The 14,106-nt window shown below is 44.0% G+C and carries 10 protein-coding genes; 7 read left to right on the forward strand and 3 right to left on the reverse strand.

Annotated features, from left to right (window positions below; all coding sequences use genetic code 11):
• Window positions 1–4 precede the first annotated feature (4 nt).
• From DUT71_RS18420 to DUT71_RS18430, 3 genes are all read right to left on the reverse strand, one after another.
• Window positions 5–3,655 carry a SusC/RagA family TonB-linked outer membrane protein gene (locus tag DUT71_RS18420; protein ID WP_113664022.1) on the reverse strand — a complete coding sequence of 1,217 codons (3,651 nt, stop codon included), beginning with the start codon at window positions 3,653–3,655 and terminating at the stop codon, window positions 5–7.
• A gap of 146 nt (window positions 3,656–3,801) precedes the next feature.
• Window positions 3,802–4,950, reverse strand: coding sequence for a FecR domain-containing protein (locus DUT71_RS18425; RefSeq protein ID WP_113664023.1), 1,149 nt, complete (start codon window positions 4,948–4,950; stop codon window positions 3,802–3,804).
• 52 nt (window positions 4,951–5,002) lie between these two features.
• The gene (locus DUT71_RS18430) at window positions 5,003–5,542 is read right to left on the reverse strand and encodes an RNA polymerase sigma-70 factor (protein WP_113664024.1); all 540 of its coding nucleotides are present in this window, start codon (window positions 5,540–5,542) and stop codon (window positions 5,003–5,005) included.
• 208 nt (window positions 5,543–5,750) lie between these two features.
• On the opposite strand from DUT71_RS18430, the gene DUT71_RS18435 reads away from it, so the two are divergent.
• The 7 genes from DUT71_RS18435 to DUT71_RS18465 all read left to right on the forward strand — a co-directional run bounded on the left by DUT71_RS18435 (window position 5,751) and on the right by DUT71_RS18465 (window position 13,923).
• Window positions 5,751–6,533: a helix-turn-helix domain-containing protein gene (locus tag DUT71_RS18435; protein ID WP_113664025.1), complete on the forward strand. Its 783-nt coding sequence runs from the start codon at window positions 5,751–5,753 to the stop codon at window positions 6,531–6,533.
• 63 nt (window positions 6,534–6,596) lie between these two features.
• Window positions 6,597–7,139: a dihydrofolate reductase family protein gene (locus DUT71_RS18440; protein WP_113664026.1), complete on the forward strand. Its 543-nt coding sequence runs from the start codon at window positions 6,597–6,599 to the stop codon at window positions 7,137–7,139.
• 293 nt (window positions 7,140–7,432) lie between these two features.
• Entirely contained in the window at window positions 7,433–9,721 is a 2,289-nt protein-coding gene (locus tag DUT71_RS18445; RefSeq protein ID WP_113664027.1) for a glycoside hydrolase family 3 N-terminal domain-containing protein, read from the forward strand.
• Window positions 9,722–9,932: 211 nt separating this feature from the next.
• Window positions 9,933–10,817, forward strand: coding sequence for a twin-arginine translocase subunit TatC (tatC, locus tag DUT71_RS18450; RefSeq protein WP_113664028.1), 885 nt, complete (start codon window positions 9,933–9,935; stop codon window positions 10,815–10,817).
• Window positions 10,818–10,922: 105 nt separating this feature from the next.
• Window positions 10,923–11,363, forward strand: a complete 441-nt coding sequence (gene rpiB / locus DUT71_RS18455) for a ribose 5-phosphate isomerase B (protein ID WP_113664029.1) — start codon at window positions 10,923–10,925, stop codon at window positions 11,361–11,363.
• 29 nt (window positions 11,364–11,392) lie between these two features.
• Window positions 11,393–13,015 carry a M28 family peptidase gene (locus tag DUT71_RS18460; RefSeq protein ID WP_113664030.1) on the forward strand — a complete coding sequence of 541 codons (1,623 nt, stop codon included), beginning with the start codon at window positions 11,393–11,395 and terminating at the stop codon, window positions 13,013–13,015.
• Window positions 13,016–13,377: 362 nt separating this feature from the next.
• Window positions 13,378–13,923, forward strand: a complete 546-nt coding sequence (locus tag DUT71_RS18465; RefSeq protein WP_113664031.1) for a hypothetical protein — start codon at window positions 13,378–13,380, stop codon at window positions 13,921–13,923.
• Window positions 13,924–14,106: the final 183 nt, after the last annotated feature.

A 14,106-nucleotide genomic window follows, 5' to 3' on the forward strand; every position in this document is an offset into this window, starting at 1 on the left:
CAGCTTAAAAATTAACACTTAAACCCAAGGTGTAGGTAGTAGCGGCAGGAATAGAAACACCAGACACCAGCGCTTCTGGATCCTGGCCATTCAGTTTCGGATCAGCCCAAAGAATCAGGTTTTGGGCCTGCCCGTTAATCTGCAGACTCTTCAGTCCAATTCTTTTACTCAAGCTATTGGGCACGTTGTAGCTGAGCATCACATTTTTTAAACGAACGAATGAACCGTTGGCCACCCTGATATTGCTACGGTTATAAAAGGTAAAGGGATCTGCATTTTCCTGTAGCAACCTGCTCCTGGTTTCGGCTTCGATAATTCGGGGCACATTGGTATAGGCTTCCTGTCCGGGTGCGGTCCAACGCTGGGCCAACGATGCATCAAGAGCTTCTACATCGCTATAGTAGCGTTGGAAAAATGGATTTAGCCTGATTTTGTTCCCGTATGCGTAGGTAAACAAAAACGAAAGGCTCAAATTTTTATACCTGAAACTGTTGGTTAAACCGCCCGAGCCCAAAGGATCTCTGCTACCTTCATAGTCCAAAATGCTCAGCGTGCGGTAATATTTGGTGATCCGATAGGTGGCTTCGTTCCTGACATTGTAAAATTGGGGAAGCCCTTCCTGATCTAATCCCGCAAAGCGGAAAGAATACAAACCATTTACCGGATATCCAACCGCTGGGCTGCCCTTATCAACGGTAGCCTGTAGCACGGTGGTATTGGAATTGGACATACGGGTTACCGTGTTTTTGTTATAGCCAAAGGTGAAGATGGTATTCCAGTCGAAATTCTTTTGCTTAATGTTATGGGTATTTAGCGTAACTTCAAAACCTTGGTTCTTCATGTCGGCCCAGTTCATCGTTTTACGTTGGAAACCGCTCACTCTTGATACTTCGAGGTTGCCAATTAAATCGTAGTTTTTGCGGAAATAGTATTCCAAAGTGGCGCTGAAACGTTCAAACACGCCCAGTTCCACGGCCACATTGCCCATTTTTTCCTTTTCCCATTGCATGGTTGGGTTATCTGGCGCAGATATAACAATAGAGTTTTCTACCGTGTTTGGATCAAAACGTACAGTGGTACCATAATAGGCCAACAGCTCAGGGCTGCCCAGGCCGCTGATGTTACCACGCATGCCATAAGAAGCTCTTAGCTTTAGGTTGTTCAGCCATTTAATGTCTTTCAAAAAATTCTCGTCCACGGCATTCCAACTGGCGCCAGCCACCCATATAGGCAAAAACCTGAACCGCTCCGAGGCACCCAAACGGTTGGAACCGTCGGCCCTGAGAGACAGGGTGAGGTTATACTTGTGGTTGTAGGTATAGGCCAGGTTGGCAAAAAAAGAAGCTTCGTGCGATACGCTTTGCCCCTTTCCATAATATGGTGAGCCTCCGGTGGATAATAGATCTCTCTGGATAGCACGATAATCGGGGCTTGCAGTCATGCCTCGGTTATAATCAAAACCATAGCCCTTATAATAATCTGTGTAGTATTTGCGGTGTCTTAGCTCGGTACCGCCCAAGAGGTCAAAACTATGTTTTTGGGCAATGATTGGTTTCCAGTTTAACGAGTTCCTCACGGTATAAAAATCCGCCAGTGTATTATCGGTAATTACGATACCTCCTCGGGGCAAAACCGAGATCGGATATTGGCTATCGTCATAGGGATCATTATAAAGCCAAGGATTAAGGGAGCGGATGGACAGGCTGCCCATGGCCCTGTAGCTTTCGGCAACGTTAGATTTTTCGGTGGCAATATGCTCACTGTAGGCCGAGGTCATCCGCCCGGAAACAATTCCCAAATAGGTCAGCCTTTTGGCAATATCCCACTTACCATCCAACTGAAATTTGATTTCCCTTGCCTTGATATCGATAAAGTTGTTTTCCAGCTCGTGGATAATGTTAAAGGGAGCGAAGTTGGTTTGATAAAATTCCAGCGAACCATCTTCAGCATAGGGACGCATGGCCCTGCTGGTGGTACGGGCATAAGTGTAGGGATTGATATCAAAATCGCGTTCCACAATACCGGCCACACTTTCGGTAGAGTTGTAGGCGCCAAACATGCGCTGGTTTCGGGCGGAGGCATAAAGTGAAGCCGTTAAGGTAAATTTGTCCGACAAGTTGTAATTGGCCCTAAGGTTGGCGGTATATCTATCGGTATATTGCCCCTTGGTTTGCCCGCCATCTCTAAAGTAGCTGGCCGAGGTATAATATTGTGCTTTTTCGGTTCCAGAGCTTATCCCCAAGCTGTGTTCCTGCGTAAGTGAGTTGCGAAACAGCACATCAAACCAATCGGTATTATAGGTTTTTGCCCTTTGGATGCCATCGTAAAAGCCGCTCCAATCAATTTCCTTTTTTGAAAGCTGGTTCAGCAATTTTCCGTAAGCGCCATAGGTTTGGTTCATGTTGGTGAAATCAATCAGGTTTTTGGCATACATTTCCTCGGAAAACTCCATACGCTCTTTGGAGTTCATCACATTGAACTGTGTAATGCTGGGCTTAATCCCTATCGAAAAAGTGTTCTTGTAGCTCACCACGGGGCTGCCTATTTTGCCCCTTTTGGTGGTAACTACAATTACGCCGTTAACTGCCTGCGTACCATACATTGCCGTAGCTGAGGCATCTTTAAGGATTTGTATGTCTTCAATATCATCAGGGTTGATGCCACTAATGGCCGAGCTTAACATGGTGGCGGCATCGCCAGAATAAAGTTGATTGGGATTAACGTTAACGGGATCGTCAAGCACAATCCCATCTACCACCCACAGCGGTTCTTGGTTACCACTGATGGAGGAGTTCCCTCTGATCCTGATCTTGGATTTGGTTCCAAAAGTACCGCTGGAGTTTTCAACCGCAACGCCTGCTACCGCTCCCTGTAGTGCCTTTCCAACATCTGAAGTGGCGGCGGTGGCTAAAAGTTTGGTATCCACCTTCCCTACCGAGCCCGTAAAGGTGCGTTTATCTACCACTTGGTAACCGGTAATAACCACTTCCTTCATTTCTTCCACTTTACTGGAAAGCAGCACCATCTGTAATTCTTCTTTTTGAAAGGGCTGTTTTACGGGCAGCATACCAATAAAGTTAAAACGTACCGAATCGCCTTCTTTTCCCTTGATCCTAAACATTCCCACGCCATCACTGACAACGGTAATATTTCTATGGATGTTGGTCACCGAAACTCCTGCAATCCCCATCATGGTGGCGTTGTTCATGACCTTTCCAGTGAGGGTGGCCAAGGTATCCTGTGCGGCAGGGTTTTGTGGCTTTACCACACCCGCTTTTTGGTTTGGTGCTGTAATCGGTTTCTTTTTAATCAGGATATAGTCATCTGAAAACTGGTAAATCAACGGTTTGTTCTTGAGCAGCTCGGTCATCACGCTGCCCAAGGAGGCGTTCTTGAAATCAACGGTTACTTTTTCCTTGTCGTTTAAAAGTTCGTTACTGTAAAAAACGATGGTTCCAGTTTGTTTTTTTATCTCCTCAAAAACATTAAGCAAAGACACCTCTTTACCAGAAAAAGTAAGTGTTTTACTTTGAAAAGCCATCACTTTTGAACTGAAAAGCAAAAAGAGCAAGCTCAGGACACAAAAGTGCCCGATATCCACATTAAAGGCACGGGTTTTCCCGCCCCTTAACGTGTCAAATTCAGAATTGCACATATTTAGGTTGTTGGTTGTTTACATAGAGACGAAACAAACCCAAAACAGGGTGACATTTTTTTTATTTTTCTAAAAAACACCCCTAAAACACAAAAAAACAATAGAAAAAATGAAAATCAGCGCAAAAAAGTATGCTTTTTAAACACTTAGTATAGTTCTATTTTACCATCCTTGATTTGATATTGGACCACAGAGGAGGATGATTTGATATTTTCCAGCAATACCTTAATTGGTTTGCCGGTTTGCAGTGCTCCAGAAAATCGATAATTGGCAATTTTAGAATCCGTGATGTACAGATCTTCGCCCGTTGCCCTATTGGTAATATTAACGATGTCACGCAAGGTCATGTTGTTAAAGTAGTACGTTCCGTGCAGCCATGACAATATTTGGTCGGCCGAAAAGGCCTCTACCCTAATGATATTTGAGCTACCTTTAATGGCCGCCTGTCCTGGCTTTATGAGCAGTTCTTTGGTGGTGTGGTCACTTACCGCCACGCTACCCTCCACCAAAGATGCTTGTGCATCATTGCCTGGGTAAGTGTTTACGTTAAATTTGGTTCCCAGCACTTTCACGTCCATTTCATGGGTTTTTACCACAAAAGGCTGATGATTTCGTTTGGTTACCTCAAAATAGGCTTCGCCATCCAATTGAACTTCTCTGCTATGGCCTTCAAAAAACATGGGGAATTTGAAGGTTGAGGCACTGTTGATTTTAACGGAGGTGCCATCATCCAACACCAAGGCATAGGTTTTCCCCTCAGGAATCGCTAAAGTGATGATCTGGTTCTTTCGTTGGGTGCCGTTTTGGCCCGTACGCTGTGCCGATTGTGCGCCAAACTTGAGCTCTCCGGCAGTAACATCTTTATTTCCATCCAGGATATAGGTGGTACCATCAGCCAAAATAACTTTAATGCGCTCAGCATTTTTGGCATGCCGCTCGTTAAATTTTACGTTACTGCGCAACAGGCCAAACCATAACGCAGTAAGCAGCAGCGGAATCAGTATAGCCGCCGCTGCGAACCATTTATAGTTTGATGGTTTAAGTTTCTTGACAGGGGTTTCTTCGTTCAACGGCATTTTTGCCCTAAGCTTATCCCAGGCCCGCTGCTCGTTGATATGTTCCGCTTTTTTTGATGCACGATAAAGGGAAAGCAGTGCTACCGATGCCTCCCATTGCTGCCGAACAGATTCGTCTGTACGAATCAACTGCGCTAGCAATTCATCGTTCTCAGGTGCTATCTGACCACTGAGTTTATCAGCTATCAGCTCTTCGATCTGTTCGTTTAACGGTTCCAATAATTTTTCTTTTAATCAGTAAGACGTTAGGGTTTGCTTTTCGGGTGACAAGTTATCGATATTTTTCCATCACGTGCCTCATTTTAGCCAGGGCACGTTTTAATTGGGTTTTAACGGTATTTATACTTACGCCAAGTTCATCAGCAACTTCTTGATATTTTTTCCCTTCGAGGTAAACACGTTCAAAAATTTCCCGGCATTGTGCGGGCAAGCCTTGTGAAGCAAATTGCAGCTGTTGGTTGAGTTCTTTCAGCCTCACCGAGTGGAAAGGATCTGCAGCATCGTCGCTAATTTCCAGCTCAACAATATCATCGGTAAACTTCAACTTTCTCAGCTCGTCAAGGCAGGCATTTTTTACCGAAGTGTACAGATAACCGGAAATATTGGTAATATTCCCTAGTTCTTCTCTTTTGGCCCACACTTTCAAAAAAACATCCTGCACCACATCTTCTGCCCGTTCCTGATCTTTTAGTAATACTAGCGCACCAATACATAATGATTTATACTGAGCCCTAAAAAGTGTATTAAAGGCCTCTACATCTCCTTTACACACTTTTTGCCATAAATCAACTTCATGATGCATTGTTGTCATCTACTCGCCACTGGGGAATTTGCTAATATTGTTTGATGGATTGCGCTACTCTAGAAGTTGAATTTAGAAAAAAAATCAGAAAGCGATCCTGGTTTTTGTAAAAACACTGTCTATCAAGGCAAAAATAGTGCTCCAAAATCTCTACAAAACCCCGTCGATACTCCGCAAATACCTACCTTTGTAACCCTGGCGATCTAATCAAGGCAACATGTATCTACACTTGTATCCCATTCATGCAAACCTGCAGCCCTATGTAAAGCTTATTTGCACAATGGACTGCAACGAGGCAACCGATACCCGCCAGGTGCACGTACTGCCCGATGCTTGCGTAGAACTATTTATCAGCTATACAGAAGTACCCGTTGCCATTATTGACCAACAGCTGCACCAAAAAAGCATGGTCAGTTCACGTATGAGCACACCCACAGCCGTACAAATGCGCAAGGGTTCGGGCTGCATTGCTGTTTGCTTTAAAGCCGGGCTAGCCTATCCATTTTTTAAGCATTCCATGGATATACTGAGCAACGCTTCTTTAGCTTTAGATGAAGTTTGGGGCTACCCTATTGCGGAGTTAGAGGAGCAACTGGCCAAATTAAACGACAACTTCGCTCGGGTAGCCATTGTCCAACAATATCTGCTCCAACAGTTGCACCACTGCAGACAAGATTTGGCTTTAACACGTTGCCTCGAAATTATAGCGCAAAGTCCTACCGAAATCAGCCTGGCCAAACTTTACCAAATAACGGGTTATGGCCAGCGGCATCTGGCCAGAAAATTTAACCAATATATTGGCCTATCTCCAAAGGAGTATTTAAAAGTTAACCGATTTATCGCCTCGTTAAAACAGTTAATAAACTATCCACAAATACCCTTAACGCAAATTGCCTACAAAAGCGGCTATTTCGATCAGGCCCATTTTATACGAGATTATCAAACATACGCAGGCTATACACCCCGAGAAATTGTCCGTTCCCAGCATATTTTATATTGATGTCCGTTTTGTACAATGGATTATTCCTAAACCTGTCCATTTTTGTGCCTTAAATTTTAAGATATGCGAAAACTAATTTTGGGCCTGGCCATTACCTTAGATGGCTACATTGAAGGCCCCAACGGCGAATATGATTGGTGTTTTACCGATCAAGATTATGGTTTAAATACGTTTTTTGAACGAATAGACGCCATGTTCATTGGACGTAAAAGCTATGAGATAGCCGAACAATACGCCCAACAAAACCAGGGCGAAACCATTCCCGGCATGCCAATGTTAACGGAATATGTATTCTCTTCGACGCTCAAAGCAGTTAAAGAAAATGCGGTACTCCTCTCCACAAACACCCTTGAACAGGCCCGCAAGCTAAAAGAGTTACCAGGCAAGGATATTTGGCTTTATGGGGGCGCGGCCCTTACCCAATCTTTCATGAAAGCAGGATTGGTGGACGAGCTATGGCTATCTGTACATCCCATTTTACTGGGCGGTGGCAAATTACTTTTTCAGGAGCAAGAGCACCGCACTCAACTCACCTTGCTGGAAAGCAAAACCTATGAAACCGGGCTGGTATCGCTTCGCTATGCGATAAAAAACAACCCCTTTTAGCTTTGTTACCTGCCCTTGCGCATGGCCCAATCTTGTTTGAAAGGACGTTTTTAGCGGCTTGCTTTTTGCTAAAGGCCTTACACCTCATTTGGTTTAGCAGTTTTCATCTTTTTTAAGGCCTGTAGTGGTTTTGAGAAAGTAGGTTTCTCGGCTTTTGAAGTATTTTGGTGGATATTTGGACTTAAAGCAACCAAATATAATCGTGAATCCTTCTGGGATATTTTCGTGCATTTTTTAGGCTTGCATATCATCAACACACCAATTAAAACCACTCATCCACGTAGGAATTAGAAATGAAAAAAAGACTCCTTACCATTCCATTGCTTGCGCTGTCGCTATTTTCGGCAGCCCAAAAACAAACCGATGCAACCATTGACCAAAAAGTAAAAACCCTTCTGTCCAAAATGACCTTGGAGGAAAAAGTAGGTCAAATGGCGCAAATTACCATGGACGTTATTACCAATGGCAAGGACAGGTACAGCAGTTTTGAGCCTGTTACGCTCAATGAGCAACAGCTGGAACATGCCCTGGTAAAATACAAAGTTGGCTCGGTACTGAACACGGCCAACAATAGAGCCCGTACCCGCGAAGTTTGGCATCAAATCATCAATAAAATACAGGAAACGGGCAAAGGCCGCCTAAACATTCCGGTATTATACGGTATCGATGCGGTACATGGCACTACCTACACGGCCGATGCGACCATGTTTCCGCAACAGATTGGCCAGGCTGCCACCCGTAACCGGGCGCTGGTTTACAAAGGTGCGGAAATTACCGCCTACGAAACCAGGGCAAGTGCCATTCCATGGAACTTCTCGCCGGTTTTAGATTTGGCACCAGACCCACGCTTTCCCCGCCAATGGGAAACTTTTGGGGAAGACCCCTATCTCATTACCGAACTTGGGCTGCAAATGGTGAAAGGTTTTGAAGGCAGCAATGTTGCCGATCCGTACCGAGTGGCCTCATGCTTAAAACATTTTGTAGGGTATCAGGTATCCGTATCGGGGAAAGATAGAACCCCTGCCTACATTCCTGACCATGTGCTGAGAGATTACCACCTACCGCCCTTTAAAGCAGCTATCGAAGCTGGAGCACATAGCATTATGATCAATTCGGGCATCATTAATGGCGTGCCTGTCCATGCCAATTACCAGCTTTTAACCAAACTTTTAAGGGAAGAACTGGGCTTTAAAGGCTTAATTGTTACGGATTGGGGAGATATCGAAAACCTACATACCAGAGATCGTGTAGCTAAAGACCATAAGGAAGCCATTATGCTGGCCATCAACGCAGGCATCGACATGTCGATGATTGCCTACGACTATGAGAGGTTTTGCGACAACCTTGTTGCGCTTGTTAAGGAGGGTAAAGTAAAAGAAACCAGGATTAACGACGCCGTTACCCATATCCTCACCTTGAAATACAAACTGGGTTTGTTTGAAAAAGCTGTTTACGACCTAAAGCAATACCCCAAATTTGGAAGCAAGGAATTTGAGCAAGCCGCCTACCAAACAGCTGCCGAATCTATTACACTATTAAAAAACACCAACGCATTACTACCGCTTAAAAAAGGCACCAAGTTATTGGTTGCCGGCCCCAATGCCAATTCAATGCGCACGTTAAATGGCGGCTGGACTTACTCTTGGCAGGGTGAAAAAGTAGCAGAGTTTGCAGGCAAGTATCATACTATTTTGGAGGCACTTACCCAAAAAGCGGGTTCAGCGCAGGTGTCCTTTGTAGAAGGCGTAACTTACAAAATGGATGGCAAATATTATGAAGAGTTTGAAAACGGCATCGAAAAGGCGGTAAAAGCTGCGCAAGATGCCGATGCCATAGTGCTTTGCCTGGGCGAAAACTCCTACACCGAAAGTCCTGGAAACTTGAGCGATCTATACATTTCGGAGCTACAAACGGAATTGGCCCTGAAATTAGGCGCCACGGGCAAACCGGTTATTTTGGTACTTAACGAGGGCAGGCCAAGGTTAATCAGCAAATTTGAACCGCAAATGGCCGCTATTTTACAAACCTATTTGCCCGGCAACTTTGGCGGCGATGCCTTAGCTGATATCCTATTTGGCGACGTTAACCCTTCAGGAAAATTGCCCTACAATTATCCCAAATATCCAAATTCATTGGTAGGCTATAACCATAAGCCCGCCGAAAACCGGACAGTGATGGAAGGCGTTTACAACTACGATGCCGAGTATAACCCACAATACGAATTTGGTTTTGGCCTGAGCTATACCACGTTCAAATTTGAGAACCTAAAATTGAGCGCCGAAAAAATTAGGGCCAACCAAGAGTTAACCATATCGGTAGAGGTAAGCAATACAGGCAACAGAGAAGGAAAAGAAGTGGTAGAACTTTACTTAAGCGATTTATATGCTACGCTAACGCCCGATTCGAAAAGGCTGAGAGGTTTTGAGAAAATTAGCCTCAAACCCGGGGAGAAAAAAACGGTAACCTTTAAACTTGACCAAAAAGATTTTTCGTTTACCCACCTGAACAATCGCTCAGTAATAGAGCCTGGCGAGTTTAAAATCAAAATTGGGCCGCTCAGCAAAAATTTCTTCATCGAATAAAAACCGTTGATAAGCCATGTGCTTATTGCTACCGGCAGAGTTTAGACCCAATGCCATGCGACTTATTTAGCGGCAAAGAGCGGCATGCGATCCATTTGGTGCTTCTTTAAATGAAATTTAAACCGCCTACAAGCGTTAATTCAAAAGTTAATTACAATATCGATACCATTCTAATCAAATAGAATGGTATTTTTGTTTTCAAATAGTTCAAATGAGTAGCAACAAGGCCAAAGATTTAATCGATTCGATAAAGAATAAAGGGAAGAACCTAGAGGCAGAAATGTCTTTTTTTGATCATTTAGATGTATTGCGCAAACATTTATTAAGGGCCTTGGCGGTCATTACAGTTTTTGTTTGTTTGGCATTTTACTTTACAGATTTTATTTGGCACAGTGTAATTATGGCACCAAAAAACGCCGATTTTTGGACCTACCGCATGATGTGCAAACTGGTGGAGGCATTTCCTTCCATAGGGCAGGAGTTCTGTATCCGGGAAATCCATGCCAAAATCATCAATACCGAAATGTCAGGGCAGTTTACCCTGCAAATGAACTCCTGTATCATGGCTGGGGTAATTTTGGGAGTTCCCTATCTGCTGTTCGAAATTTGGCTGTTCATTAAACCCGCCCTGTTGGAAAACGAGCGCAAATCGGCAAGTGGTTTTGTGGCTTTTGCCTCATTTCTTTTTGCCATAGGTTTATTGTTCGGCTATTACATTATCTGTCCTTTATCTATCAACTTTTTAATCAACTACACGGTAGATTCCAGCATCGAAAACACTTTTACCATTTCGTCGTACCTATCTACGGTTTTAACATTAACCCTGGGCTCGGGCATTATCTTCCAATTACCGGTAATCATTTATATCCTATCTAAACTAGGTATAATGACCCCTAAGTTTATGCGTTCAACCAGAAGGTACGCTGCCGTATTAATTTTGGTAGTGGCCGCTGTGGTAACGCCAACTGCGGATCCTTATACCATGTTAATTGTCGCTTTCCCACTTTTCTTATTGTACGAGTTGAGTATTTTAATCTCGGCTAATATTGAGAAGAAAAAGAAAAAGGCAGAGTTGGCGTTTTATAGCAACAAATAACCAACGCAAAAAAAAGGAGCAGGAAAAAAGAATAGGCCTGGTGCCCATTAAGTTGTACAACAAAATATTTACCTGCCATATTTATAATTCTATATACATTTGGATATGTCTGCAACAAATTCAATTAAAATAGCCATCGGGGCGGACCACGCTGGCTTTGAGTACAAGGAAATTTTAAAAGCTTTTTTGGCTGATTACCAGGTGACAGATTTTGGCACCCACTCACTAGACTCGGTGGATTACCCGGATTTTGCTCATCCAGTGGCAAGCAGCGTTGAAAAAGGCGAGGCTGATTTCGGGATTTTGGTATGTGGAAGCGCCCAGGGCGTAGCCATTACGGCCAATAAACACCAAGGGATTAGAGCCGCTGTAGCTTGGCTAACAGATATTGCTAAACTTTCCAGACAGCACAACAATGCCAATGTCATCTGCATTCCAGCACGTTTTGTTTCCTCTGAATTAGCTAAAGAAATGGTTACTGCATTTCTACAAACACCGTTTGAAGGCGGCAGGCATGCCAACAGAGTGAACAAAATATCGTGCTAACAATTAAAAAACAACCTTAACTAACAAAAATGAATAAAAAGTTTGTATACACCTCGCTGGCGCTGGCGCTCAGTTTTGGTGCAATGGCGCAAGATAAAAATGCCATCAAATTTAGTGCGCCGGTAAACAAGGATAGAGCCTACCAGCATTTATCTATCTTAGCTTCTGATGAATACGAAGGCCGTGAAACTGGTAAAAAAGGCGCTTGGATGGCCGCAGATTATATCAAAAAGCAATTCCAAAGCTTTGGATTAACGGGCCCGGTTAAAGGCAGCGCCGATCCATATTTCCAAAAAGTAGGCTTAGTAACTTATGATATCACCCAAAGTGCGCTAAGCATTAACGGAAAACCACAAGCCGCAAAAGACTTTATTATTGCCAACAGCAGCGTAGGCATGAACGGACTTAACCTAAGTGCAAACGAGATTGTTTTTGCGGGCTATGGCTTAACCAAAGAAGGCTACAACGATTTAGAAGGCGTTAATGTAGAAGGCAAAGTGGTGATGGTTTTCTCCGCTGGAGATCCAACGGCCAAAGCCCCTGAAGGACAGGCCCAAAACCCTCGAGCTGCCATGCAAGCCAGGGCAAAAATGATAGGAAACCTAGTTAAAAATAAGGCAAAGGCAATTCTATTAATCAACGTAAACTTTGATAACGTTCCTGACTACGAAAAAGCTGCTGCCGCTAATGGCCGCATCATGCTAAAAAACGAGGCTACAGCAAAAGCCTTGCAAAAGCCAATAACTTACACCTCCATCACCATTTCACCAGCGGTGGCTAACGAAATTTTCAAAGCTGCAAATACCACCGTAGAAGCTGTGGCCAAAAAAATTAGCGAAACCGGCAAACCAGCATCGCAAGCAATCAATGTTTCCATAGTGGCAAATGCCCAAAAGAAAGAAGTAGAGCACCGTGGTGAAAACGTATTAGGCTTTTTAGAAGGTTCTGACGCCAAGTTAAAACACGAAGTGCTCGTAGTAACCGGCCATTATGACCACATCGGTTTAGAACTCAACCCCAATGCTCCAGACAAGGTAAACAATGGCGCTGATGATGACGGTTCTGGAACAACGGGCGTTTTAATGCTTGCAGAGGCATTTGCCAAAGCCAAAAAAGCAGGAAAAGGCCCTAAACGCAGCATCTTATTCATGACAGTAGTAGGCGAAGAAAAAGGCCTATTAGGCTCAGAATGGTACTCGGAAAACCCTGTTTTCCCGATAGCCAATACCATCACCAACCTAAACATTGATATGATTGGCCGCGGCGACGATGGTCGTCCGGGCGACAACAACTTTGTTTATATCATTGGCTCCAACATGCTGAGCGACGATTTGGACAGGATTGGCAAAAAGGCAAATGCTGATTATGTAAACATTGTTTTGGATGAAAAGTACAATAACCGTACAGACCCCAACCAATTCTACTACCGCTCAGACCATTACAACTTTGCCAAGTTCGGCATTCCGGTTATTTTCTATTTCAACGGCGTACACAAAGATTACCACCAACCGGGCGACGAGGTGAGCAAAATTGATTTCCCAATGTTGGCTAAAAGAGCACAATTGGTTTACTACACTGCCTGGGAGCTGGCCAATGCCGAAAAACGCCCGGTAGTAAATAAAAACGAAGACGGAACACCGAAAACAAATTAAGGTAAATTTCCAAAATATCATCCCGTTAGGTTGCCTAGCGGGATTTTTTTGTTTTAGTAGAGCAGTTACAAAGCTACTATGCCCCACCTGCCCCGCTGTTCATTTCAACTCCTCGCCTGCGCTTCGCTTGCCTGCGGGGTTTCCACTACCATCGGGTCTATTCAACACCCGGCATCACTCCGTTGGTAAGCCAACCTACAAAGGTCAAATATCTATGGCCTATACAATATATACCGGTTCAACACAAATAACCCAAAACCAGCGCCAAATTAACCACATAAAACACGCACAATAGCCGCCAGACTTTGCGAAGTTTTAAAAACTTCGCAAAGTCTGGCCAGCAAAACCCTACCTTTGCTTTAATGAAAAACAAAAAAACCTACCATTTATGGGCCTCCTTTTTAATGCTATTGCTGAGCCTTAGCTCCTATGCGCAAGAAAAACCCGCCAATCAGCCGCTGCTTTCCAAAGCGCCCAACTTTCTGAAAAGCCGCTTAAAACATACCGATTCACTTTTTCTGGAAGACATCAACTTGATCAAAAGATATGTACAGCTAGACAGCATTGACCTGGAAATCTTAAAACCGCAAATTTTATATGCGGTGCTCATCGAAACCAAAGTTGACTCGGCGGTAACATATAAAACATTAATTAATGCCATCCAAACTTTTAAAGGCGGCATAGGATATACCGAGTTTAGAAAGGGCATAATACTTTATAAGCAAATGGCCCTGGTAAAGGTTAACCCCCAAAACTGGGCCAATGACCAAGTTCTTTTCAGGAAACTAGGCTTTACCGAGGCCGACCTGGATGATTTCCTGCTATTTATTTCCAAAACAGAAAACAAGGAACTGAACTATAAGCAAGCTTATTTGGCCTACATGCAGGAAATTGACAACCTGAAGTAGCCCTACGAGCACCAACAGCGCCCCCGCAGGTTTTAAAACCTGCGGGGGTGGCCAAAATAAACCTGAACGTAGCGGAAAGCCCGCATCCCAAGCTTGGCTTGGGGAGGACTTGCAGCGGAGTGCAGGACTGCCGTTACCGATGCAGCAGGGCCACTGCTTTTCAAAAAATCAAAAACAAATTGG

Origin of the sequence: Pedobacter nanyangensis, assembly GCF_003313505.1 — a bacterium.
GTDB classification, from domain to species: domain Bacteria; phylum Bacteroidota; class Bacteroidia; order Sphingobacteriales; family Sphingobacteriaceae; genus Pedobacter; species Pedobacter nanyangensis.

Bases quoted from the DNA above. Each gene is read 5' to 3' on its own strand.
- DUT71_RS18420 (WP_113664022.1), bottom strand. From the start codon at position 3,655: ATGTGCAATTCTGAATTTGACACGTTAAGGGGCGGGAAAACCCGTGCC.
- DUT71_RS18430 (WP_113664024.1), bottom strand. From the start codon at position 5,542: ATGACAACAATGCATCATGAAGTTGATTTATGGCAAAAAGTGTGTAAA.
- DUT71_RS18435 (WP_113664025.1), top strand. From the start codon at position 5,751: ATGTATCTACACTTGTATCCCATTCATGCAAACCTGCAGCCCTATGTA.
- DUT71_RS18440 (WP_113664026.1), top strand. From the start codon at position 6,597: ATGCGAAAACTAATTTTGGGCCTGGCCATTACCTTAGATGGCTACATT.
- DUT71_RS18445 (WP_113664027.1), top strand. From the start codon at position 7,433: ATGAAAAAAAGACTCCTTACCATTCCATTGCTTGCGCTGTCGCTATTT.
- tatC (WP_113664028.1), top strand. From the start codon at position 9,933: ATGAGTAGCAACAAGGCCAAAGATTTAATCGATTCGATAAAGAATAAA.
- rpiB (WP_113664029.1), top strand. From the start codon at position 10,923: ATGTCTGCAACAAATTCAATTAAAATAGCCATCGGGGCGGACCACGCT.
- DUT71_RS18460 (WP_113664030.1), top strand. From the start codon at position 11,393: ATGAATAAAAAGTTTGTATACACCTCGCTGGCGCTGGCGCTCAGTTTT.
- DUT71_RS18465 (WP_113664031.1), top strand. From the start codon at position 13,378: ATGAAAAACAAAAAAACCTACCATTTATGGGCCTCCTTTTTAATGCTA.